The organism is Enterococcus sp. ZQ21 (genome assembly GCF_030053755.1).
Taxonomy (GTDB): domain Bacteria; phylum Bacillota; class Bacilli; order Lactobacillales; family Enterococcaceae; genus Enterococcus_B; species Enterococcus_B lactis.
This window is the reverse complement of sequence record NZ_CP125658.1, coordinates 1,820,155-1,844,555: the sequence shown is the minus strand read 5'-3', so window position 1 is coordinate 1,844,555 and position 24,401 is coordinate 1,820,155. Positions and strand designations below refer to the sequence as shown.

General features: G+C 38.7%; 24 protein-coding genes. 21 read left to right on the top strand and 3 right to left on the bottom strand.

Annotated elements, in window-relative coordinates; all coding sequences use genetic code 11:
* Window positions 1-89 precede the first annotated feature (89 nt).
* The 4 genes from QK255_RS08935 (at window position 90) to QK255_RS08920 (ending at window position 5,098) form a co-directional block, all read left to right on the top strand.
* Complete coding sequence (locus QK255_RS08935) at window positions 90-1,208, top strand: AI-2E family transporter (protein ID WP_002290821.1); 1,119 nt, start codon at window positions 90-92, stop codon at window positions 1,206-1,208.
* Window positions 1,209-1,335: 127 nt separating this feature from the next.
* Complete coding sequence (locus QK255_RS08930; protein WP_002290822.1) at window positions 1,336-2,712, top strand: hemolysin family protein; 1,377 nt, start codon at window positions 1,336-1,338, stop codon at window positions 2,710-2,712.
* A gap of 400 nt (window positions 2,713-3,112) precedes the next feature.
* Window positions 3,113-4,693, top strand: a complete 1,581-nt coding sequence (locus QK255_RS08925) for a peptide chain release factor 3 (RefSeq protein ID WP_002290823.1) — start codon at window positions 3,113-3,115, stop codon at window positions 4,691-4,693.
* A 180-nt stretch (window positions 4,694-4,873) separates the two neighbouring features.
* Window positions 4,874-5,098 (top strand): hypothetical protein, encoded by a 225-nt coding sequence (locus QK255_RS08920; protein ID WP_002290824.1) that lies wholly within the window; start codon window positions 4,874-4,876, stop codon window positions 5,096-5,098.
* Between the two features lie 206 nt (window positions 5,099-5,304).
* Here QK255_RS08920 and QK255_RS08915 read toward each other — a convergent pair whose 3' ends face one another.
* Both QK255_RS08915 and QK255_RS08910 read right to left on the bottom strand, forming a co-directional pair.
* Entirely contained in the window at window positions 5,305-5,625 is a 321-nt protein-coding gene (locus tag QK255_RS08915) for a DUF1827 family protein (protein WP_002290825.1), read from the bottom strand.
* Between the two features lie 147 nt (window positions 5,626-5,772).
* Window positions 5,773-8,007 (bottom strand): ATP-dependent Clp protease ATP-binding subunit, encoded by a 2,235-nt coding sequence (locus QK255_RS08910; protein WP_002287598.1) that lies wholly within the window; start codon window positions 8,005-8,007, stop codon window positions 5,773-5,775.
* Window positions 8,008-8,485: 478 nt separating this feature from the next.
* Here QK255_RS08910 and QK255_RS08905 point away from each other — a divergent pair, with 478 nt between their 5' ends.
* The 6 genes from QK255_RS08905 (at window position 8,486) to QK255_RS08880 (ending at window position 14,221) form a co-directional block, all read left to right on the top strand.
* Window positions 8,486-8,752, top strand: a complete 267-nt coding sequence (locus QK255_RS08905; RefSeq protein WP_002287602.1) for a phosphocarrier protein HPr — start codon at window positions 8,486-8,488, stop codon at window positions 8,750-8,752.
* Window positions 8,752-10,479 (top strand): phosphoenolpyruvate--protein phosphotransferase, encoded by a 1,728-nt coding sequence (ptsP, locus tag QK255_RS08900; RefSeq protein WP_002290826.1) that lies wholly within the window; start codon window positions 8,752-8,754, stop codon window positions 10,477-10,479. The genes QK255_RS08905 and ptsP overlap by 1 nt, the downstream gene beginning before the upstream one ends.
* Before the next feature lie 163 nt (window positions 10,480-10,642).
* Window positions 10,643-11,689, top strand: a complete 1,047-nt coding sequence (locus QK255_RS08895) for an LTA glycolipid anchor biosynthesis glycosyltransferase, IagA/BgsA family (RefSeq protein ID WP_002290828.1) — start codon at window positions 10,643-10,645, stop codon at window positions 11,687-11,689.
* A gap of 16 nt (window positions 11,690-11,705) precedes the next feature.
* A complete protein-coding gene (locus tag QK255_RS08890; RefSeq protein ID WP_002290830.1) occupies window positions 11,706-12,929 on the top strand; it encodes a glycosyltransferase family 4 protein in 1,224 nt (407 codons plus the stop codon).
* A gap of 88 nt (window positions 12,930-13,017) precedes the next feature.
* Entirely contained in the window at window positions 13,018-13,905 is an 888-nt protein-coding gene (locus QK255_RS08885; RefSeq protein ID WP_002290832.1) for an NAD(P)-dependent oxidoreductase, read from the top strand.
* 85 nt (window positions 13,906-13,990) lie between these two features.
* Window positions 13,991-14,221 carry a YkuJ family protein gene (locus tag QK255_RS08880; protein WP_002287607.1) on the top strand — a complete coding sequence of 77 codons (231 nt, stop codon included), beginning with the start codon at window positions 13,991-13,993 and terminating at the stop codon, window positions 14,219-14,221.
* Between the two features lie 56 nt (window positions 14,222-14,277).
* Here the strand turns inward: QK255_RS08880 and QK255_RS08875 are convergent, their stop codons facing one another.
* The gene (locus QK255_RS08875; protein WP_002290834.1) at window positions 14,278-15,243 is read right to left on the bottom strand and encodes a GIY-YIG nuclease family protein; all 966 of its coding nucleotides are present in this window, start codon (window positions 15,241-15,243) and stop codon (window positions 14,278-14,280) included.
* Between the two features lie 305 nt (window positions 15,244-15,548).
* Here QK255_RS08875 and fabT point away from each other — a divergent pair, with 305 nt between their 5' ends.
* The 11 genes from fabT (at window position 15,549) to QK255_RS08820 (ending at window position 24,224) form a co-directional block, all read left to right on the top strand.
* A complete protein-coding gene (fabT, locus tag QK255_RS08870) occupies window positions 15,549-15,989 on the top strand; it encodes a fatty acid biosynthesis transcriptional regulator FabT (protein WP_002310362.1) in 441 nt (146 codons plus the stop codon).
* A gap of 9 nt (window positions 15,990-15,998) precedes the next feature.
* A complete protein-coding gene (locus QK255_RS08865) occupies window positions 15,999-16,961 on the top strand; it encodes a beta-ketoacyl-ACP synthase III (RefSeq protein WP_002290840.1) in 963 nt (320 codons plus the stop codon).
* Window positions 16,962-17,014: 53 nt separating this feature from the next.
* Window positions 17,015-17,239: an acyl carrier protein gene (locus QK255_RS08860; protein WP_002287614.1), complete on the top strand. Its 225-nt coding sequence runs from the start codon at window positions 17,015-17,017 to the stop codon at window positions 17,237-17,239.
* A 106-nt stretch (window positions 17,240-17,345) separates the two neighbouring features.
* Window positions 17,346-18,263, top strand: coding sequence for an ACP S-malonyltransferase (gene fabD / locus QK255_RS08855; RefSeq protein ID WP_002290841.1), 918 nt, complete (start codon window positions 17,346-17,348; stop codon window positions 18,261-18,263).
* 11 nt (window positions 18,264-18,274) lie between these two features.
* Window positions 18,275-19,012: a 3-oxoacyl-[acyl-carrier-protein] reductase gene (gene fabG / locus QK255_RS08850; RefSeq protein ID WP_002290842.1), complete on the top strand. Its 738-nt coding sequence runs from the start codon at window positions 18,275-18,277 to the stop codon at window positions 19,010-19,012.
* Between the two features lie 18 nt (window positions 19,013-19,030).
* A complete protein-coding gene (gene fabF / locus QK255_RS08845) occupies window positions 19,031-20,266 on the top strand; it encodes a beta-ketoacyl-ACP synthase II (RefSeq protein ID WP_002290843.1) in 1,236 nt (411 codons plus the stop codon).
* 2 nt (window positions 20,267-20,268) lie between these two features.
* Window positions 20,269-20,745, top strand: a complete 477-nt coding sequence (gene accB / locus QK255_RS08840; RefSeq protein ID WP_002290844.1) for an acetyl-CoA carboxylase biotin carboxyl carrier protein — start codon at window positions 20,269-20,271, stop codon at window positions 20,743-20,745.
* Window positions 20,746-20,769: 24 nt separating this feature from the next.
* On the top strand, window positions 20,770-21,189 hold the full coding sequence (gene fabZ, locus QK255_RS08835) for a 3-hydroxyacyl-ACP dehydratase FabZ (RefSeq protein WP_002287621.1): 420 nt from the start codon (window positions 20,770-20,772) through the stop codon (window positions 21,187-21,189).
* A 7-nt stretch (window positions 21,190-21,196) separates the two neighbouring features.
* Window positions 21,197-22,576: an acetyl-CoA carboxylase biotin carboxylase subunit gene (locus tag QK255_RS08830; RefSeq protein WP_002290845.1), complete on the top strand. Its 1,380-nt coding sequence runs from the start codon at window positions 21,197-21,199 to the stop codon at window positions 22,574-22,576.
* Complete coding sequence (gene accD / locus QK255_RS08825; protein ID WP_002290846.1) at window positions 22,577-23,446, top strand: acetyl-CoA carboxylase, carboxyltransferase subunit beta; 870 nt, start codon at window positions 22,577-22,579, stop codon at window positions 23,444-23,446.
* Window positions 23,439-24,224, top strand: coding sequence for an acetyl-CoA carboxylase carboxyl transferase subunit alpha (locus tag QK255_RS08820; protein ID WP_002290847.1), 786 nt, complete (start codon window positions 23,439-23,441; stop codon window positions 24,222-24,224). Before accD ends, QK255_RS08820 begins: the two co-directional genes overlap by 8 nt.
* The last annotated feature ends 177 nt before the right edge of the window (window positions 24,225-24,401 follow it).

The window sequence follows — 24,401 nt, the reverse complement described above, 5'->3', positions numbered from 1 at the left end:
AGTATGGCAAGTTTTCAAAAATAAAAAAAGAATAAAAGAATTTTTAACGAATATAATATATACTAGTAAGAAAGAAAGGAGGAAATCTATTGTTTGAAAAACTTAGACAGTCTAAACTAATGTTTTGGTCGCTTGAATTATTAATCATAGCTGCATTGATCATGATTTCATCAGAAATAAACTTTATTTTCGAACCGATCGGGACATTTTTTTCCACGTTATTTGCACCTGTACTGATTGCAGGCTTTCTTTACTATTTATTGAATCCTATTGTCAAGCTGTTGATGAAAGCAAAAATCAAAAGAATATGGGCTGTCGCAATTGTGCTGCTCCTTTTAGTTGCAGCAATTATTTGGATTTTACTTAGTGTCATCCCAAGTCTAGTACAGCAAATTTCCTCATTGGCATCTAATATGCCTGATTTCATCAAACAGGTAGAAAGCTGGTTGAAAGAGGTAGCCGAATTGCCTTTGTTCAAGGAAGTAGATATTAATAAATATTTTGAGCAATTAGACATTTCTTACGGGACAATCATTCAGCAATTCCTTAGTGGAGTATCCAATAGTTTAGGTTCGATCGTTGGAACGATCGCTTCGGCAACCGTAGTAATCATTACAGCACCATTCATCTTGTTCTATATGTTGAAAGACGGAGAAAAACTAGTGCCAAACATCCAACAGTTTTTCCCAGAAAAAAGAAGAAACCAAATTGTGGAGTTATTGGGGCAACTGAATAAAACATTGGCTAATTACATTAGCGGACAAGCAATCGAATGTTTATTCGTTGGTACCTTCACATTTTTAGGATATATGGTAATTGGTGTGGATTATGCTTTCTTATTTGGGGTCATTGCGGGATTGACAAACCTAATCCCATATTTAGGACCTTATCTAGGACTAGCACCTGCATTTCTAGTAACAGTCTTCAATGATCCGGTAAAAGCATTACTTTGTTGTGTGGTTGTGCTAATCGTCCAACAGTTGGATGGGAATATCATTTATCCTAATGTAATTGGGAAATCACTGAAAATCCATCCATTAACGATCATTATCGTTCTTCTAGTAGCTGGAAATATTGCCGGATTGCTTGGTATCTTCTTAGGTGTTCCTTTTTACGCAATCTGCAAGACGATCATTTCCTATATAATCAAAATCGTCAAAGAAGACAAGCAAAATGAAAACAAGAAGAAAATTGCTACGACCTCGTAGGTAGTTTTAGTACACTTGTTTTTATTGCAAAGAAAATTGCTTTGTGATACCATTTTAACGTGGCTATAGTGCCACGTTTTTTTCTATCGTAAACTAAAAATTAATTTTATAAGGAGAGAATGCGATTATGAATGCTGACCCTGAGAGTCAGTCGCTGTTAGCGCAGATTTTATTATTGATCGTTTTGACATTGATCAATGCTTTTTTAGCAGCTTCCGAAATTGCTGTTGTTTCGATCAATAAGAATCGAATCGAGCAAAAAGCTGATGAAGGAGATGTGAAATCTCAAAAGCTTTTAAAAATATTGCAGAATCCAAATAATTTCCTATCGACAATCCAAGTAGGAATCACTTTGGTCAACATTTTGTCTGGTGCTTCACTAGCTAATACTTTATCGGAACGGTTAGCTCCGGTATTAGGTGGCGGCACAGCGGCAAAAAATATTGCAAATATCATTGTGCTGGCTATTTTGACCTATGTATCGATTGTTTTTGGAGAATTGTACCCTAAACGTATTGCTTTAAATAAATCAGAAGAAGTCGCAAAGTTCACTTCAGGGCTGATACGCTTGATTGGTGTAGTAGCTAAGCCCTTCGTCTGGCTGCTTTCTGCTTCCACAAGTTTATTGGCGCGTATCACGCCGATGACTTTTGATGATGAAGATTCAAAAATGACCAGAGATGAAATGCGTTATATGCTTGAAAACGAAGGCGTATTGAATAATGAAGAATTAGAAATGCTCCAAGGGGTTTTTTCTCTTGATACGAAAGTTGCCCGAGAAGTCATGGTCCCACGAACGGATGCATTTATGATTGATATCAACGACACTGTGGAAGAAAATGTGAATAAAGTTTTATCCGAAAACTATTCAAGAATCCCTGTTTATAACGAAGACAAAGATAAAGTAGTCGGAATCCTTCATACAAAGAATTTACTAAAAGCTGCCCATAAATTCGGCTTTGATAATTTAGATATCAAGAAAATCATGCAGGAGCCTTTATTCGTTCCTGAAACGGTCTTTATTGATGATCTGTTATATGAAATGAAAAAGACGCAGAATCAGATGGCTATTTTATTAGATGAATATGGCGGCGTCGTTGGGTTAGCAACACTAGAAGACCTTTTAGAAGAAATCGTCGGAGAAATCGATGATGAATCAGATGAAGTTGAGAATCTTTATGAAAAAATCGATGAACACGAATATATCATCCAAGGACGTATGCTGATTGATGAGTTCAATGAAGCTTTTGACAGCGATCTGCATATGAGTGATGTAGATACGATGGCTGGTTATTTGATTACAGCATTAGGCATGATTCCGGATGAAGGCGAAAAGTTATCGTTTGATGTCGATAATATTACGCTGGTTTCTGAAGAAATGGAAGGTTCTCGAATCCTTAAAATCCGTGTCATTTTTCATGATCCGGAAGAAACAGAAGCGGAACCTGAAGAAGAACGAAGATACTTCAGAAAAGAATTCGAAGATGACGAGCCAAGAAGATAATTGGAAACTTGGTTATGAAAGACGTGTTGCTTGAATAAACAAGCAACACGTCTTTTCTTTTAGTCAGCTGACAAAAAAATATTTGACTCTTATGGTTTGGTGGCTTTTTCATTCGCTGAATCCATGCTATACTGATTCAGTTGTAGTAGTTGACAAAGGTTGTGAAAAAGCTATCCTGCATTAAGTAATAAGAGCAGCCAAGCAAAAACAGCTTCTCGTGTTTTTGGCTTGGGTGGGCTTATTGCTGATAGGCTGTCTCTAGAACGCCGTTTACTCGGAAAAAGAGACTGCTACACGGCTTTTGTCACAGCCCTATATGAAATTGTCTTTCTTTAAGAGATCGGACAATCTGTGCCTAGAGAAAATATAAATAATTGAATGGAAGAAATGGAGTTAGGTTATGAATAATCCAGAATTAAAGCAACAAGTGGACAATCGCAGAACTTTTGCGATCATTTCCCATCCGGATGCTGGGAAAACAACGATTACAGAACAATTACTATTGTTTGGTGGGGCTATCCGTCAAGCCGGGACCGTAAAAGGCAAAAAAACAGGTAATTTTGCCAAATCAGACTGGATGGAAATCGAGAAACAACGTGGGATTTCTGTTACTAGTTCTGTTATGCAGTTTGATTATCAAGGGAAACGAGTAAATATCTTGGATACACCAGGACATGAAGATTTTTCTGAAGATACTTATCGTACTTTGATGGCCGTGGATAGTGCGGTTATGGTAATCGATAGTGCAAAAGGGATCGAAGCACAGACAAAGAAATTATTCCAAGTTGTAAAAAAACGTGGCATCCCGATATTTACTTTTATCAACAAACTAGATCGTGATGGTCGTGAACCATTGGAATTGTTAGAAGAATTAGAAGAGCTATTAGATATCGAATCTTATCCGATGAATTGGCCAATCGGTATGGGTAAAGGGCTAGAAGGTCTTTATGATATCTACCATAATCGTGTAGAGTTTTATCGTCCGGAAAATTATCAGGATGAACGATTAGTAGAATTGGATGAAGATGGACTGCTTCCCGAAAATCATCCTCTAACTGAAAATTCCTTATATGAACAAGTCTTAGAAGAAGTAGAACTAATCAAAGAGGCTGGAGATGCATTTAATCAAGAAAAAATTGCTCGTGGCGATCAGACACCAGTATTTTTTGGTTCTGCATTGACTAACTTCGGTGTACAGACTTTTTTAGAGACTTTCGTTGAATTGGCACCAGCTCCTTATGGACACAAAACACAAGATGATCAGATGGTAAGTCCTTATGAGGAAGAATTTTCAGGTTTCGTATTCAAGATCCAAGCAAATATGAATCCAGCCCATCGTGACCGAATCGCTTTTGTCCGAATCTGTTCTGGAACATTCGAACGAGGAATGGATGTCTGTTTGGAACGTACAAATAAAAAACTGAAATTAAGCAATGTCACACAATTTATGGCAGATTCGAGAGAAAACGTCGAAAAAGCAGTAGCAGGCGATATCATCGGTGTATATGATACAGGTAATTATCAGATTGGGGATACATTGTTCGAAGGAAAACTAAAAGTTGCTTATGAAGAACTCCCTTCATTTACTCCAGAGCTATTTATGAAAGTGACTGCAAAAAATGTCATGAAGCAAAAATCCTTCCACAAAGGAATCTATCAATTAGTTCAAGAAGGAGCGATTCAGCTTTATAAAACATATCTAACGGAAGAATATATCATTGGAGCTGTTGGTCAGCTACAATTCGAAGTATTCCAATATCGTATGTTAAATGAGTATAACGCCGAAGTAATCATGTCTCCAATGGGACACAAAATCGCTCGCTGGATCGATCCAGAAGATTTGGATGAGAAGATGAGTTCAAGCCGCAATATCTTGGCTCGTGACCGTTTCGACCAACCATTGTTCTTATTCGAGAACCAATTTGCAGAACGCTGGTTTGCGGATAAATATCCTAATGTAAAATTAAAAAGTTTGATGTAAAGAAGTCTTGACAAGCTGCCCTGCATCAAGTAATAAGAATAGCCAAACAAAAACAGCTTCTCATATTTTGTTTAGAGCCGTGACGGCTCTTTTTACTATTTAAAATCATAGAAATGTCTAATCAAAAAAATATAAAAATTATTTTGCGTACATATGATTAAAGAAAGGAGAGTGTGACACATGGAAACAGAATGGCAAAGACGTGAAAGAAAAAAACAGAAAAAAGAAGAGATGTTACAATTATGTCAATTATTAGATGTAAAAGACTGGGACAAAAACGAGCAGATTGCACAAAAAGTACGATCAATCATCCATAAAGAGGAAAAAGTTAAAAATAAAGACACGCGTAGAACTGAAAATGAAAAGAGAAAAGTACAAAAGAAAAGAGAAAAATCAAAAAGCTAGAAAGAAAAAGAGGCTGGGACAGAAGCGTTTAACTCCTTCGGAAATAAGCTGAAATTCACAAAAATTTGAAAAGCAATTTTCGTGAATTTCAGCTTATTTCCGAAGGAGTTGCTTCTGCTTCCGCCGTTTATACGTGTTTAGAGCGTGAGACAAAAGTGTTCTTTACTTTTGTCCCACGCTCTTTAATTATTATGTTCAAAATTTGTTTACACGGCTAATGTAGCGCCTAATTCATGTTTTGGAATCGAGATCTCAACAAGGCCTGCCAATTCGATTACTTTGATTTCATCCTCGTGGTAAACGGCGTCTTTGATTTTATCTAAGAAATAATTTTTAGCATCTTCGATTTCTTTCGGCTGGATTTTACGTTTGTCATTGATCAGCAGAATTTCATTATGTTCAGGGGCTTCAGTGTAGACAATAGTGGTATTTCCGGCTGTGTAGACCTTGACTAGATGGGCATCAGTGTTTTCAAGCTGGTTTAATACAAGACGGGAATGGCTGTTTGTTACATTTACCAATTTCATGGCGCTCACCTCTTTTATGTATTTTTAATTGCTTGTTTCTCTTATTATAATTTCTTTTTTATAAAATGAACAGTATTTTGACTTTTCTGAAAAAAGAATGAGACGGCATTTCTCAAAGAAATACCGTCTCACGCTATAAAACTGGATTTATTCAGCCGTTTCTTCGGCTGATTCTTTTGCCAAACGTTCTGGTTTAGAAGTAACGATGATTTTTCCATCTTTATCCAGTTTTGCTTTCAACTCATGGATAGAAGGGTGATCAAGATAAAATTCAGCGATACCATCTTCGATTTGTTCTTGGATCGTGCGTCGAAGAGGACGAGCACCCATAGATGGATCATAGCCTAAGTCAACTAATTTTTCTTTGACATTCGTAGGAACTTCGATGTGAAGTTGCTGTGCTGCCAGCATTTGGTTGACATCGTCTAGCATTAGTGTGACGATTGTCATCAAGTTTTCTTTTGATAATGCACTGAATTCGATGATCCCGTCAAAACGGTTCAGAAATTCTGGTGTAAAGTAGTTGTTTAATTGGTTCAATACAGAACGAGTAACACCTTCGCGTGCCGCACCAAAACCAACGTTTGCTTCTACTTTACCAGTTCCGGCATTACTTGTCATAATGATGATCGTATCTTTAAAGCTGACCGTTCTTCCTTGTGCATCTGTCAATCGACCATCATCTAAGATTTGCAAGAACATATGCAAAACATCTGGATGAGCTTTTTCTACTTCATCTAACAAGACAAGACTGTAAGGATTTCTCCGTACTTTTTCTGTTAATTGACCAGCTTCTTCGTATCCGACATAACCTGGAGGAGAACCAATCAATTTAGAGACACTATGTTTTTCCATATATTCAGACATATCGAAACGAATCATTGAATCTTGTGAACCGAATAGTTCGTAGGCAAGTTGTTTCGCAAGCTCTGTTTTACCTACACCAGTTGGACCAACAAATAAGAAGGAGCCGATTGGACGATTCTGTTTGTTTAATCCAACACGGTTTCGGCGAATCGCTTTCGCTACTCGATCTACAGCGTTATCTTGTCCGATGACATGAGCTTTCAAGTCATCTGCTAAGTTTTTCAGTTGTGTCTGTTCTTTTTCTTTTAATTCACCCACTGGAATACCTGTCCGTTGTTCAACGATTTTTTCCATATCTTTTTCGGTAATCACAGGTGTTTCCTCTTCAGTGAGCTGACGTTCTTTCATTTTTTGAAGTTTATTGATCTGATCGCGATAATAAGCTGCTTTTTCGAAATCTTCTTCTCGAGAAGCTAAAACTTTTTGTTCTTCTGCTTCTTGCAGTTTTTTCTCGATTGTTTTAGGATCAACGATTTGGATCGTCAAGTTTTTCTTAGAACCTGTTTCATCTAGCAAATCGATGGCTTTATCCGGCAAGAAGCGATCTTGGACATAACGATTGGATAAAGTTGCGGCTGCTTCGATGGCCTCATCAGTATATTTTACATGATGATAGTCTTCATAACGTTTTTGCAAACCTTTCAAAATACTAATCGTTTCTTCGACAGTTGGTTCATCTACCCGTACAGGTTGCATACGACGTTCTAAAGCAGCGTCTTTTTCGATGATGCGGTACTCGTTTAAGGTAGTAGCACCAACCATTTGCAATTCTCCTCGAGCTAAAGCTGGTTTTAAAATATTACCAGCATCCATATTTCCATCACCAGCAGAACCAGCACCGACGATTTCGTGAACTTCATCTATGAATAGGATCACATTTTCTGCTTGACGGATCTCTTCAATCAATTTTTGCATACGTTCTTCAAATTGTCCTCGTATACCAGTACCTTGGACTAAAGATACGACATCTAAACGAATGACTTCTTTGTCCATTAATTTTTGCGGTACATCACCATCTACGATTTTTTGTGCTAAACCTTCAACAACTGCTGTTTTACCAACACCTGGTTCTCCAATCAAGACAGGATTGTTCTTGGTTCGGCGATTTAAAATTTCAATGACTCGTTTGATTTCGTCATCGCGTCCGATCACAGGATCGATATCACCTTGTCGTGCTTGTTCTGTGATATTGATTCCATATTCTCCCAATAAACCTTCTGTATTGCCTTGAGGTGGCTGACCACCATTGAAGTTGTTGTTTCCGCCAAATTGTGTTGGTGGTGTTTGCTCATAATTTCCTTGCTGTTGCATTTGGCGAGACATGGAACGGAAAAGATCGTCCAAACTGCCAAATCCAAATGGATCGTTTTGGGCCATATTAGTCAGACCTCCATTTTGTTGATTTTTGATTTTTTGATAACAGCTCTGACAATAATCAAGTTGTGTCCGCTGACCATTGACAGTGGCATACAAGTGAATCGTTGCCTCATTCTTGCCGCAGTTTTGACAAAGCATGAATCATTCACGTCCTTTCACAAAAATGGGTACATCCATATTTTACATCTCGTTTTTCATGAGGTAAAAGAATAACCCCTAGTTTTTTAAGAGATTTATGAGGTAGAAAAGGTGAAATTTATATTGACCATTCCTGACCTTTGACTCTTATTATACTAAAAATAAAAAAGGAAGCAAGTAATTCGTTTCATATGAAAACAAAGAGGGTCAAAGGAAAGAATGATAAACGTCAGGAGAAGAAAAAGCGACAAGAAAAAGAAAATAAACATGTTTGTTATAAAATGTGAAGAAAAGGATGAAAAAGAATCCGGAATAATTTGAATACTTTTATCTGAAATTGAATGAAAACTGTTGTATCTAACGAAAAAAAATGTTAATCTTTACAGATGAAAGGGTGGCATTTGTTAGGATTCTCTGAATTACTAAAAAAGAAAACCCTCACATAAAAACAACACTCACTTAAAGGAGACCGATTAATATGGAAAAGAAAGAATTTCACGTAGTAGCAGAAACTGGGATCCACGCTCGTCCAGCTACACTATTAGTACAAACAGCAAGCAAATTTAACTCTGATGTAAACTTAGAGTATAAAGGTAAATCAGTAAACTTGAAATCAATCATGGGCGTTATGTCTTTAGGTGTAGGTCAAGGTTCTGATGTTACTATTACTGCAGAAGGTGCTGACGAAGCTGATGCAATGGCAGCAATCGTTGAAACAATGAAGAAAGAAGGCTTATCTGAATAATGGTTGAAATGCTAAAAGGGATTGCCGCTAGTGACGGTGTAGCCGTTGCAAAAGCTTACCTGCTAGTTCAACCGGATTTAACATTCAGTAAGGCAACAGTAGAAGATACTGCGGCTGAAGAAGCTCGTTTGGATGCTGCATTAGCTAAATCTACTGAAGAATTGCAGCAAATTCGTGAAAAAGCAGCGCAAAGCTTAGGTGAAGCAGAAGCGCAAGTATTTGATGCCCATTTGATGGTTCTTTCAGATCCAGAAATGGTAGGTCAAATCAAGCAAAATATTAAAGACAACAGCGTAAATGCTGAATCAGCGCTAAAAGAAGTAACGGATATGTATATCGGTATGTTCGAAGCAATGGAAGATAATGCTTATATGCAAGAGCGTGCTGCAGACATTCGTGACGTTGCTAAACGTATTTTAGCGCACTTATTAGGCGTTACTTTACCAAATCCATCAATGATCGACGAAGAAGTGGTCGTTGTTGCACATGACTTGACTCCAAGTGATACAGCACAATTAGATCGCAATTTTGTAAAAGCGTTTGTAACAGACATTGGTGGACGTACTTCACATTCTGCTATCATGGCACGTTCTTTAGAAATTCCAGCAATCGTTGGGACAAAAGAAATTACTGCTAAAGTCAAAGAAGGCGATATTTTGGCTGTCAACGGGATCGAAGGCGATGTAATCATCGATCCTACAGATGAACAAAAAGCTGAATTTGAAAAAGCAGGTGCAGATTACGCAGCACAAAAAGCAGAATGGGAAAAATTAAAAAATGCAGAAACTGTCACAGCTGACGGCAAGCATTTTGAATTAGCTGCAAACATCGGAACACCAAAAGATCTAGTTGGTGTCCATAATAATGGTGGAGAAGCAGTTGGTCTGTACCGTACTGAATTCCTGTATATGGATTCTCCAGACTTCCCAACAGAAGATGACCAATATGAAGCTTATAAAGCTGTATTAGAAGGTATGGAAGGAAAACCTGTAGTTGTTCGTACAATGGACATCGGTGGAGATAAAGAACTACCATATCTGCAATTACCTCATGAAATGAATCCATTCTTAGGATATCGTGCATTGCGTATCAGTTTATCTGAACAAGGCGATGAAATGTTCCGTACACAAATGCGTGCATTGCTTCGTGCATCTGTTCATGGTAACTTACGTATCATGTTCCCTATGGTAGCTACACTCAAAGAATTCCGCGCAGCAAAAGCGATCTTTGAAGAAGAAAAACAAAAATTGATCAGTGAAGGCAAGGAAGTATCTGATACGATCCAAGTCGGCATCATGATCGAGATTCCAGCAGCAGCAGTCTTAGCAGACAAGTTTGCAAAAGAAGTAGATTTCTTCTCTGTAGGTACAAACGATTTGATTCAATACACAATGGCAGCAGACCGTATGAACGAACGCGTTTCTTACTTGTACCAACCATATAACCCATCAATTTTACGTTTGATCAAAAATGTAATTGATGCAGCACACGCTGAAGGAAAATGGGCAGGTATGTGTGGAGAAATGGCTGGAGATCAAACAGCTGTTCCATTGCTAGTAGGTATGGGTCTAGATGAGTTCTCAATGAGTGCGACATCTATTCTTAAAACGCGTAGTTTAATGAAACGCTTGGACACAGCGAAAATGGCTGAACTTGCTGATCGTGCATTGAAAGAATGCGATACGATGGAAGAAGTCGTTGAACTTGTTCATGAATATGTAAAATAAACAACGTATCAAAAGCTGGTGTGGCTTGTAAAAGAGCTACGCCAGTTTTTTTGTTCTTTTTTAAGAAAACGTTTTCGTCAGTAAGAATAGACAAAAATAGGGCTTAAGTTTGAGTGACAGTTTGTAGGCTATGTTATACTATATAAGTGAAGGGGGACGTAAGGTGAAGGTATTATTATATTTTGAAAGTGAAAAGATGCTTGCAAAATCTGGAATCGGGCGTGCGCTTGATCATCAAAAACGTGCTCTGACGGAAGTCGGTATCTCTTATACACTAGATGAAAAAGAAGATTATGACATCCTGCACATCAATACATACGGAATCAATAGTCATAACATGGTCAATAAAGCCAGAAGAGAAGGAAAAAAAGTTGTCTATCATGCGCATTCTACAGAGGAAGATTTCCGAAATTCCTTTATCGGATCGAACCAGCTTTCTCCTATCGTAAAAAAATATCTGGTAGGATTGTACCAAAAAGCGGACTATCTGATCACGCCAACACCTTATTCAAAACAGTTGTTGGAAAGCTATGGTATCCGTGTGCCGATTCAAGCTATTTCCAATGGGATCGACTTAGAGAAATATCGCCCTGATCCAATGAAAGAACAAAAGTTCAGAGAATATTTCAAACTGTCTCCGGATCAAAAAGTAATCATTTGTGTCGGTTTGTTTTTCGAACGTAAAGGAATCATTGATTTCGTAGAAATTGCTAAGAAGATGCCCGAATACACATTTATTTGGTTTGGCCATGTTCCCATGTACTCGATTCCTCGGAACATCCGGAAAATTGTAAAAGAAGATCATCCTGAAAATGTCCTGTTTCCTGGATACATTCGTGGAGAGATCATAGAAGGTGCGTATTCAGGTGCAGACCTATTCTTTTTCCCTTCTTATGAAGAGACAGAAGGGATCGTTGTTTTAGAAGCTTTAGCAAGCAAACAAAACGTACTTGTTCGAGATATTCCAGTGTATAATGGCTGGTTAGAAGATAGCAAGAACTGCTATATGGGGAAGACAAACGAAGCGTTTATCCAACTGATTCAACAGATTACCAATGAAGAGCTACCGAGTTTGACACAAGCCGGTTATCAAACAGCAAAAGAACGAAGTATCAATAAAATCGGTGAAGAACTTAAAAACGTATATGAAAGTGTGCTGAATGAAAAAGTCTCTAGCAAATTAAAAAAAGTACATCAGACAAAGGACTAGTTTGGAGGCGAAAAACATGAAAATCGGCTTTTTTACCGATACCTACTTTCCGCAAGTCAGCGGAGTGGCTACATCGATCAAAACATTAAAACAAGAATTAGAAAAACATGGGCATGAAGTCTATATCTTTACGACAACCGATCCTAATGCGGACAAGTTGGAAAAAGATGTGATTCGAATGCCAAGTGTACCGTTTATTTCTTTCAAGGATCGAAGAGTTGTTGTTAGAGGCATGTGGTATGCTTATTTGGTTGCCAAAGAACTAGAATTAGATCTGATCCATACCCATACAGAATTCGGAGCAGGAATACTCGGGAAGATGGTAGCTAAGAAGTTGAAAATACCCCTGATCCATACTTACCATACGATGTATGAAGATTACCTTCATTATATCGGTAAAGGAAAAGTGATCAGGCAATCCCATGTAAAATACTTATCCAGATTATTTGCTAATCATACGACAGGTGTAGTCTGTCCAAGTGAACGTGTTATTGATACATTACGTAGCTATGGTGTAGTAGCACCACTTCGTGTGATTCCTACTGGTATCGACATTGAGAAGTTCAAACGTTCTGATATCACTCAGGAGGATATCAACAAGTTAAGGGAGTCATTAGGACTTCAGGAAAATCATCTGATGATTCTTTCTTTAAGCAGGATTTCTTATGAGAAAAATATCCAAGCATTGGTTAATGGATTTCCTCAGGTTATCTCGGCTTACCCTAATGCCAGATTAGTTATTGTAGGAAAAGGTCCTTATGTAGAAGAGTTAGAGGAATTGATTTCCGAACTGCAGTTAGAAGAATTTGTGCAGTTTACAGGAGAAGTGGATAACAATGATGTAGCCCTTTATTATAAAGCGGCAGATTATTTTGTCAGTGCTTCTACTTCAGAGACACAGGGGCTTACTTATACCGAAGCGATGGCAGCCGGCACGCCTTGTGTCGTAGAAGGAAATGCTTATTTGAACCGATTGTTCGATCATCCTTCATTAGGGAAAACTTTTGAAACCGACGAAGACTTTGCACCCGCACTTATTGATTATATTTCCAGTGAAGTCCCTAGAAATCCAAAGGTTTTAGAAGCCAAACTTTATGACATTTCGTCTACTCATTTCGGCGAAGCAATGATCGAATTTTATCAAGATATGGTTGTTTACCATGAAGAAGAGATGCGAAGAAAAGAAGAAGAAGCTTCGATTGAACGAATCAAAATCAAATTAAATTCATTTAAAAGATAAAATTCAAACATTTTTTATAAAAAAATCCTTGTTTCTAGCGTATACTAGCATAGAAGCAAGGATTTTTGATTTTTAGGAGGTCGAAAGAATGAAACTAGGTTTTATCGGAACAGGCGTTATGGGAAGTGCTGTTGTACGCCATCTACTAGAAGCAGGTCACGAAGTCGCTGTTTATAATCGGACAAAAGCAAAAGCTGATCCTTTAGTAACAGAAGGAGCTGTCTGGGCGGATACACCAAAGGCTGTAGCAGAACAAAGTAATATTCTGTTTACAATGGTAGGTTATCCTAAAGATGTAGAAGAAATCTACTATGGAGAATCGGGGATTTTTTCTGCAGATGTCTCAGGACGTATTTTAGTTGATTTGACTACAAGTACACCAACTCTGGCAGAAAAAATTGCAAAAACAGCAAAAGAAAAAGGTGCAGATGCATTAGATGCACCGGTGTCAGGCGGTGACTTAGGAGCAAAGAATGGCACACTGACGATCATGGTGGGCGGAGAAGAATCGGTCTATGATCAAGTACTTCCTTTATTCAAGGAATTTGGTACGACATTTACATTGTATGGCTCTGCTGGGAAAGGTCAGCATACGAAAATGGCCAATCAAATCATGATTGCAGGCACGATGACAGGAATGACGGAAATGCTTGTCTATGCACAAAAAAACGGTCTCGCTTTAGAGAAAGTGATTGAGACACTTTCAGGCGGAAGTGCAGCTAACTGGTCTTTAAGTAATTATTCCCCACGTATCTTGAAAGAAGATTACACGCCTGGTTTTTTTGTCAAACATTTTATCAAAGATTTAAAGATTGCATTAGAAGAAGCAGAAAAAATGAACCTTGTCTTGCCAGCAACCATCCAAGCGTTGAAACTATACGAAGAGTTGGCAGATAAAGGTTTTGAGAATGACGGAACTCAAGCGTTGATCAAACTTTGGTGGCCTGAAGGGAAAATACCAGAAAAAAAATCATAAAAAACGAGTTTTTTTAGAGAAAATCAATGCAAGTAGGCTATGTTTTTGATACAATATAACAGAAATAAGAAAAGGAGGACCTCCGATGACACATTCACAATTAGTCGCAATCATAAAACGACTGGAGGCTATGGTCGAGTCAGCAGATAATGAACTGCAAGTTCGCCGTTTTGAAAAAGAAGGCGTAGAAAAGTGTACAGTAACTTATGATAAAGCGACCGATACATTTGAATTAACTGAAACAGATACTCATCAGCAATACGAATTCGATAATATCGATATCGTAGCGATGGAAATCTATGATTTAATCCAATAAATTTTAGGATAATTGACATTTGAAGTTGAAGATGGCTAAAAGAAGCCGAGAAGCAGCTAATTTAGTTGCTTTTCAGCTTCTTTTTTATTTAATTGCTCCATTTCAATCTGTTCCTTTTCTAATTTTTTGCGGTAACTAATCAAAATTTGTACAGGATCGATTTCTTCTTTTGATAATTGGCGTTTCAAAGATAAATGAGCTTCTTTTTTTTCATAATAAAAGTCAGGTGGATTGTTCCCAGAAGTAATCATTGTTTCTGCAAGCTGTCCGTAACAAATAAGGTAGTGCTTTTTCTGACTATCGTCCGCTGCCAGTGGCATGCTGAATGTGAGGGATGGTGTTCTTAAAAACTGCTTTTGTTCTTGGATCCGTCTGATGAAATAAGTAACTAATTCGATATCTTTTTGAAGCATGCCAGCTTTTTCGAAATTCAGCTGATAGATGAAATGTTGTTGTCTCTTTTTCAAGTAAGTCAGTAGCTTTTTATTGCGACCCTGAAACAATCCTTGGATCTCCTTCTTTTTCTGTTCAAAAGTCATTTCCTGTAAGTCAGGAAGCTGGACTCGCAAAGCTAATAAGCTGATTTCAGACAACCAAGGCATTTGATACGTTTCTTCCATTATACGCAAAATAGACGGCATTTTTTTATAGAGACGAAAAGGCCCGTATGTTCGAGCCGTAGGAGTATCTGTTAATACAAATCCCTTATTGGAAATATGTACATAATTGTAGTTACTGAAATAATTCATTTGTCGGTTATAAAAAGGACGGTAATGTTGGATCAGTTGACACTCAAGCAACAAAGCATCTAATTCTGTATCTACTACGACAAAATCAAAATCTGTTATATGATGAATCATACGTAATACTTTTTTTGAATGCTGCTTATTCTGATGAAAATAGCTGCTTACTCTATTTTTGAGCCGTTTTGCTTTACCAACATAGATGACCATCCCTTCTTGGTTTTTCATAAGATAGACACCCGGCAGCATGGGGAGATTTTTTATTTTTTCTTTTAACATAGGGTCTCCTTTCACGCTTTGAATAAAAAGACTATAACAAATTTTAAAATAATGGACAAGTTTTAGGTAATTGGAACATTCTATCAACAAGAAATACTTTGATAATCAAAATATGTCGGTGCAATAGTTTTTCTAATAAAATAAATAAAAAATGCTGATTTATCAGTTTTTTCAAATGAGTAAAATCTTAAAATAAACTCATATAACAAAAAAATGAACTTTTACGGTTGCATTTTGAAAAAAGTTAAGATATAGTTTGAACATCAAAAGATTTGATAATCAAACTAATTAGTGGACGGTGGAACATGGAACCAGATTTAAAAACAGTAAATGATTATCTTGTTAGTGTCTTCAATGATATTTTGACAATCGAAGAATCTGAGTTGAAAAAATCTCAATTCAAAGATCTGTCAATCACAGAGATGCACACGATCGAGGCAATCGGGATGTACAAGAAAAAAACAACTTCAGAAGTAGCCAAAGAACTATCAATTACTGTTGGGACCTTGACCACTGCTATTAACAAGTTAGTAAAAAAAGGCTATGTCGAACGTATCCGCAGTGAAGATGACCGTCGTGTTGTAAAGTTGGGACTAACGAAAAAAGGAAAGTTACTGTTTCGGGTCCATCAGCATTTTCATCGTGAAATGGTCAAGAACATCTTAGAAGGAATGGCTACGGAAGAACAGCATGCCTTGCTGGATGCACTGAAAAACTTGCATGACTTCTTGCAAGACTATAAGTGAGGATATTTAATGGAACAATTTGGAATGATTACTGCAACAGCCAGCGTCCTTCCTGAAAAGATCATTACGAATAATGATCTTTCCAAGATGATGGATACCTCGGATGAATGGATTTCATCAAGGACGGGTATTCGTGAACGAAGATGTGTAACAAATCAGGAGACATCTGATTTATGCCTCTTAGTGGCGGAAAAAATGATGCAACAAAAAAATCTGAACCCTAAAGATTTGGATTTTATCTTAGTAGCAACAATGTCGCCCGATTACTCGACACCATCTGTAGCAGCACAAGTGCAAGGAAAATTGGGAGCAGCTAATGCTATTGCTTTCGATATCAGCGCGGCATGCTCAGGATTTGTTTATGCGTTAAGCATGGCTGAAAAAATGATCCGCTGCGGCTCAACTAAAGGATTGGTAATTGGTGGTGAAACACTGTCTAAGCTAATCGATTGGTCTGATCGCACGACTGCTGTATTATTTGGTGATGGAGCAGGCGGGGTTCTCTTAGAAGCAAACCCACAAAAAAAATTGCTGAAAGAAAAATTAGCAACTGATGGTACCAGAAGTACCTCACTGACTGCTGGCTACCAGCAAAATAAAAACCCGTTCTATTCAGAAGATTCAGAAGGTTCGTATTATTTGCGAATGACCGGCAGAGATATTTTTGATTTCGCTGTTCGAGATGTTGCAAACAATATCCAAGAAGTCATGAAAGACACGCCAGTTGATTATCTGCTTTTGCATCAGGCAAATCTCAGGATCATTGAGAAAATCGCCCGAAAAGTAAAGATGCCGCAAGAAAAATTCCTGACCAATATGGATAAGTACGGGAATACCTCTGCTGCAAGTATCCCTATTTTATTGGATGAAGCAGTTTCTAGCGGAAAGATCACCTTGGGAAAACAACAGAAAGTAATATTTACAGGCTATGGCGGAGGTTTAACGTGGGGAAGTATTCTCATGGGGCTGTAAACTGTTAAATTATAAAAATAAAAAAGCAAACAATATCGGAGGAATATATTATTATGGTATTCGAAAAAATTCAAGAAATCATTGCAGAAGAATTAGGAAAAGAAACTGAAGAAATCAAATTGACTACTGACATCCAAGAAGACTTAGAAGCTGACAGCTTGGATTTATTCCAAATCATCAATGAAATTGAAGATGAATTTGATGTAAAAATCGAAACAGAAGACGGAATCAAAACGGTTCAAGATTTAGTGACTTACGTAGAAAAACAAACTGCATAATCATTAAAATTAGGTTGGGGGCTGGGACATTTCCTGAAATAGGGATGTCTCGGCCTTTTTGAATAAGAAGAATCAAACATATATTCTGGATATATTGGAGAAAAACATGAAAACAGCATTCTTATTTAGTGGCCAAGGTGCACAATATCAAGGTATGGGAAAAGATTTATATGAAGAAGCCGTTGTAAAGCAGACATTTGATGAAGCAAGTGAGATTCTCGGCTACGATATGGCCGAACTCTGCTTTTCAGAAAATGAACGTTTGGATCAGACACAATACACACAGCCAGCTATTCTAACAGTCAGCATTGCGTATTATCGCTTATTGAAGGAGCATGGAATCATCCCAGATGCAGCTTTAGGACTGAGTTTAGGAGAATATTCGGCATTAGTAGCCAGTGATGCGTTATCCTTCACTGAAGCCGTTGCACTAGTAGCGAAGAGAGGCGTTTATATGACGGAAGCTGCCCCAGCTGGAAGCGGAAAAATGGTCGCAGTAATGAATGCGCCGATTGAGACGATTGAGGAAAGCTGTCATGAAGCAAGCAAGTACGGCATCGTGTCTCCTGCTAATTACAATACACCTCAGCAGATCGTGATTGGTGGCGAAGAAAAAGCCGTAGATGAAGCTGTTTTGCTCTTAAAAGAAAAAGGAATCAAAAGGATGATCCCACTAAATGTCAGTGGACCTTTCCATACAGCTATTTTAGCACCAGCATCAAAAAAACTGGCGAAGGATCTAAGTCATATTCAATTTTCTGACCCTTCTTTTCCAGTCATCAGCAACACAACAACGGAAATAATGAAGAAAGAGACGATTGCGGGACTACTCGAACAGCAAGTCATGCAACCCGTTCGTTTCTACGAGAGTATCCATAAATTAAAAACAATCGGTATCGAGCAAGTCATTGAAGTCGGTCCTGGAAAAGTATTAAGCGGATTTATGAAAAAAATTGATAAAACGATACCAGTTCTGCGTGTTGAAAATAAGCAGACATTTGATGAAACAATAGCAAAATTATAAGGAGGAAGGTTATGGATGTAAAAGGGAAAAATGTATTTATCACAGGTAGCACAAGAGGAATTGGCAAAGCGATGGCCTTAGCTTTTGCAAACGCTGGAGCAAATATTATTTTGAATGGGCGCGGAGAGATTCCAAAAGAAAAGATAGAAGAAATTGAAGCATTCGGTGTAAAATGCGTAGGAGTTTCCGGCGATATCTCTAATTATGAGAAAGTAGGACAAATGATCAAAGAAGCAGAAGAAAAGCTTGGATCGATCCATATCTTAGTAAACAATGCCGGAATCACAAATGACAAACTTGTGATGCGGATGGATGCAGAAGATTTCAAAAAATGTCTTGATATCAATTTGATCGGTACCTTCAATATGACGCAGCACGTTTTGAAAAAAATGATGAAGCAGCGAGAAGGGGCCATCATCAATCTCTCTAGCGTATCTGGATTGATTGGAAATATCGGACAAGCAAATTATGCAGCTAGCAAAGCTGGTGTCGTAGGATTGACAAAATCGGTTGCACGAGAAGCTGCGACTAGAGGTATCACATGCAACGCCATTGCACCAGGATTCATCACAACTGATATGACGGAAGTTTTAGCAGATAAAGTCAAAGAGCAAGCGGAAAAGCAAATTCCAATGCAACGTTTCGGACAAGTAGAAGATGTTGCACAAACAGCAGTTTTCTTAGCACAAAATCCATATATCACCGGCCAAGTCATCAATGTCGATGGCGGATTGGTCATGCACGGATAAGAAAAGGAGAGCAAATAAATGAATCGAGTGGTAATTACTGGCTATGGAGTCACTTCACCTATTGGAAATGACGCAGACAGCTTTTTGAATAGCTTGAAAGAAGGTACGAATGGCATCGCACCGATCACTAAATTTGATGCTTCAGAAACAGGGATCACCTTAGCGGGTGAAGTCAAAGATTTCCCTTACGATAAATATTTTATTAAAAAAGATAGCAAACGAATGGATATGTTTTCGATCTATGGGATCTACGCTGCTTTAGAAGCAATGGAGATAAGCGGTTTAGATAAAGAAAAAATGAATCAAGACCGGTTTGGTGTCATCATCGGATCAGGAATCGGTGGTCTTCCGACAATCGAAAATCAAGTTATCCGTCTGCATGAAAAAGGCGCAAAACGAGTTTCTCCAATGTTCGTGCCAATGGCGATTGCCAACATGGCAGCTGGAAATATTGCTTTACGAGTAGGCGCAAAAGGCATCTGTACAGCTATCGTAACAGCTTGTGCTAGCGGAACGAATTCAATCGGTGAAGCATTCCGTAACATCAAACATGGCTATTCAGATGTCATTCTTGCTGGAGGAACAGAAGCAACGATTTGTGAGATGGGGATTGCTGGATTTGCAGCTTTAACTGCACTTTCGGAATCAACTGATCCTAATCGTGGTTCGATCCCGTTTGATGAAAATCGAAATGGTTTTGTGATGGGTGAAGGAGCAGGTGTTCTAGTTCTTGAATCTTTAGAGCATGCACAGGCTCGCGGTGCCAAAATCTATGGAGAAATCGTTGGATACGGTGCAAATTGTGATGCTTACCATATGACAGCCCCTACTCCAGATGGTTCTGGTGCGTCTAAAGCAATGAAGCTTGCGATGGAAGAAGCTGGTATACAGCCGGAGCAAGTTGGATATATCAATGCGCACGGAACGAGTACGCCAGCTAATGACCAGGCAGAAGCAAAAGCAATCCAACTCGCACTAGGTGAAAATTTCAGAGATACTTATGTCAGCAGTACGAAATCAATGACTGGACATTTATTGGGAGCAGCCGGCGGGATCGAAGCATTAGCCACTCTGATGGCATTGGAACATCAATTTATCCCACCTACAATCAATGTAGAAAAACAAGATCCTGAGATTGATTTGACAGTTGTCAAAAACGAAAGCAAACCTGCAAGCTTTACTTATGCAATGAGCAATTCATTAGGGTTTGGCGGACATAATGCGGTTCTTTGTATGAAACGCTGGGAGGAATAATTTTGGATATCAATGAAATTAGAGAATTAGTTAGTCAATTTGATCAATCCTCGCTAACGGAATTCGATTTGCGTGAAGGTCAATTTGAATTGTATATGAATAAAAATAAAACAAGTCGAGGCATGAATATGGTTCAAACAAACGAAACGTTGCCAGTTTCGGAGCCAGTCAATGTCATACCTGAACAAGCAACAACTGCTCCAGAAACAATGAAAGAAAAAGAATCGGCAGTATTTGATGGAATCGAGGTTGTTTCGCCAATCGTGGGAATCGTTTATCTGCAACCGGCGCCCGACAAACCAGCTTTCAAAAAAGTAGGTGATCAAGTTGCCAAAGGAGAAGTTATCTGCATTATTGAAGCGATGAAACTAATGAATGAGATAACTAGTGAGGCCGACGGAGTAATCACAGAAATCCTTGTAGAAAACGAGTCAGTTGTTGAATATGGACAGCCACTCTTTAGGATCCAGCAAAAATAAGCAAAGCAGGAAAGAGGGAAATCAATGAACATACAAGAAATAAAAGAAATCATTCCACATCGTTATCCAATGCTTTTGATTGATCGAGTGGAAGAAATGGTTGAAGGAGAACGGATCGTTGCTAAGAAAAATGTAACGATCAATGAGCCCTTTTTTCAAGGACATTTTCCAGAAGAACCTGTTATGCCAGGAGTATTGATTGTTGAAGCAATGGCTCAAGCAGGAGCAGTTGCATTACTTTCTCTTGAACAATTCAAGGGAAAGACGGCTTATTTCGGCGGATTGGACAAAGCAAAATTCCGTAAGAAAGTTACACCGGGAGATACCTTATACCTTGAAGTTGAGATATTGAAAGTGAAAGCTTCAGCCGGAATAGGCAAAGGAATCGCTAAAGTAGACGGTAAAAAAGTAGCCGAAGCGGAATTAACCTTTATGATTGGATAGGTGAAATATGTTTTCTAAAGTATTGATAGCTAACCGCGGTGAAATCGCTGTACGTATCATTCGTGCATGCCGCGAACTAGGGATCCAAACCGTAGCGATATATTCAGAAGCAGATGCCGAAGCACTTCATACACAGTTAGCAGATGAAGCAATCTGCATTGGCCCGGCAAAAGCCGTTGATTCATATCTGAATGTTCAGGAAGTACTGAGCGCTGCAATCGTGACAAAAGCCGAAGCAATTCATCCAGGATTTGGTTTTTTATCTGAAAATAGCCGATTTGCCTCCATGTGTGAAGAGTGCAATATCACATTTATTGGTCCTAAAAGTGCAACGATCGATGCAATGGGAAATAAGATCAATGCGCGTCAATTGATGCAAGAAGCAAATGTCCCAGTCATTCCAGGAAGTACTGGTGTATTATCTACAGTAGAAGAAGCATTGGAAATAGCAGACAGAATTGGTTATCCAGTGATGCTGAAAGCAGCTGCAGGTGGTGGCGGGAAAGGCATTCGGAAAGTTCAATCAAAAGAAGAGCTCCCACAGCATTTTTCTTCAGCTCAGCAAGAAGCAGCAGCGGCATTTGGAAATGATGATATGTATTTGGAAAAAATCATTTATCCTGCTCGCCATATAGAAGTTCAGATTTTAGGTGATCATTTTGGCAATGTTATTCATTTAGGTGAACGAGATTGTTCTTTGCAACGTAATAATCAAAAAGTACTGGAAGAATCTCCTTCTGTAGTGATTTCACAATCAAAAAGAGAAGCACTAGGAGACGCTGCTGTTCGAGCAGCTAAAGCAGTCAATTATGAAAATGCCGGAACGATCGAGTTTCTGATGGATGAAGAAGGCGATTTTTATTTCATGGAAATGAATACTCGAATCCAAGTGGAACATCCAGTAACAGAAATGGTCACAGGAATCGATTTAGTAAAAAAACAGGTGGAGATAGCAGCCGGCGAGCCTTTGAATGTGTGTCAAGAAGAAGTAGTATTCCAAGGACACGCAATCGAATGCCGGATTAATGCAGAAAATCCTGCTTTCCATTTTGCTCCTTCTCCAGGGAAGATCCAAAACTTACTGCTTCCAGCAGGTGGGATGGGTCTGCGAGTAGACAGTGCAGTTTACCCGGGATATACGATCCCGCCATATTATGATTCAATGATTGCAAAAATAATCGTCCATGGAAATACGCGTTTTGAAGCATTAATGAAGATGCAGCGAGCCTTAAGTGAATTTATCACAGAAGGAATCATCACGAACGCAGAATTTCAGATGGATTTGATTAGTCATCCTGCAGTCATAGCAGGTGATTACAGCACAGCATTTTTACAAGAAGAATTTTTACCGAATTGGACACCAGAAACGGAGATAGGAGGCGCATAGATGGCTCTGTTTAAGAAAAAGAAATATATTCGGATCAATCCTAATAGAGAGAGCAAACCTGCTAACTCGCCATCTGTTCCTGATAACATGTGGGCAAAGTGTCCAAATTGCAAACATATCCTTTATACGAAAGACATCGGTGAAGAAAAAGTATGCCCTCATTGCGGATACGCTTTTCGAATCGGTGCATGGCAGCGTCTAGCTTTGATTATTGATGAAAAAAGTTTTGAAGAATGGGATACGGATCTTGTAACCAAAGATCCGCTAGCATTTCCCGAATATACGGAAAAAATTAAAAAGATGCAAGATAAAACAGGACTTCATGAAGCAGTCCTCACTGGTAAAGCAACCATTCAGGGGATTCCCTTCATTATTGGAGTGATGGATCCTAATTTTATCATGGGAAGTATGGGAACGATTGTCGGAGAAAAGATCACCAGATTATTCGAACGAGCAACAAAGGAAAGACTTCCAGTCGTCTTGTTCACAGCTTCAGGTGGTGCACGGATGCAAGAAGGAATCTTTTCTCTGATGCAGATGGCAAAAATTTCTGCTGCTGTCAAACGGCATAGTAATGAAGGTCTTTTTTATCTAACTGTTTTGACAGACCCGACGACCGGAGGAGTAACTGCCAGTTTTGCAATGGAAGGTGATATCATTTTAGCAGAACCCCAAAGCTTGATTGGTTTTGCTGGAAGACGTGTCATCGAACAGACGATCAAGCAGGAACTTCCAGAAGATTTCCAAAAGGCTGAATTCTTATTGTCTCATGGTTTTGTCGATCAGATTGTTCCCCGCATGGAATTAAAGCAGAAAATCCATACGCTTCTTGAATTGCATACACAGAAAGGATGGATAGATCGTGGATAAGACAGCACATGATGTCGTTCAGTTAGCAAGAGCTAAAGAACGATGGACAAGCTTGGATTTTTTTGAAGAGATCTTCGATTCTTTCGAGGAATGCCATGGTGATCGTTTATTTGCAGATGACGAAGCGATTGTTGGTGGAATCGCTCGATTAGATGGCAAACCGGTAACAGTGATCGGTATTCAAAAAGGACGGGATCTGCAGGAAAATATCCGCAGAAATTTTGGTTCTCCCCATCCTGAAGGCTATCGAAAAGCTTTACGACTGATGAAACAAGCGGAAAAGTTCAATAGACCGGTGATTACATTGATCAATACAGCAGGTGCATATTGCGGTGTAGGAGCAGAAGAGCGCGGCGAAGGAGAAGCTATTGCCAGAAATCTGCTCGAAATGTCTGATTTAAAGGTACCGATCATCGCCATCATCATTGGTGAAGGTGGAAGTGGCGGTGCCCTTGCTCTAGGTTTAGCGGATGAAGTCTGGATGCTGGAAGAAACGATTTATGCTGTGCTTTCTCCAGAAGGATTTGCGTCGATTTTGTGGAAAGACGGTAGTCGCGCCGCAGAAGCAGCTGAGTTGATGAAAATTACTGCGCCAGAACTACGCGAGTTAGGAATCGTTGATCGAGTTATTCCTGAAACGTTCAACGGCGAGCAGTTGCCACGATATAAAGTCGCACACATTATGAAAAAAGCGTTGATTGAAAGATTGACGGAACTTGTTCGATTCGACCAGCATGAATTACTGGAAAAACGGTACAAGAGGTTCCGCCAATATTAGGTGTTTAACAACTAAGCAAAGAGTAAAGAATGGTTCTTGCTCGCTTAGTTGTTTTTTGTTTCTAAATTTTTCTGTGATCAATCTTTATTTTTGGTCATTTTGTAAAGAAATGCTTTTTCTGAAAGACGAACGAGTATAGAGGTAGTTTTTTTTGCTGATATGCAGTATAATACGGGG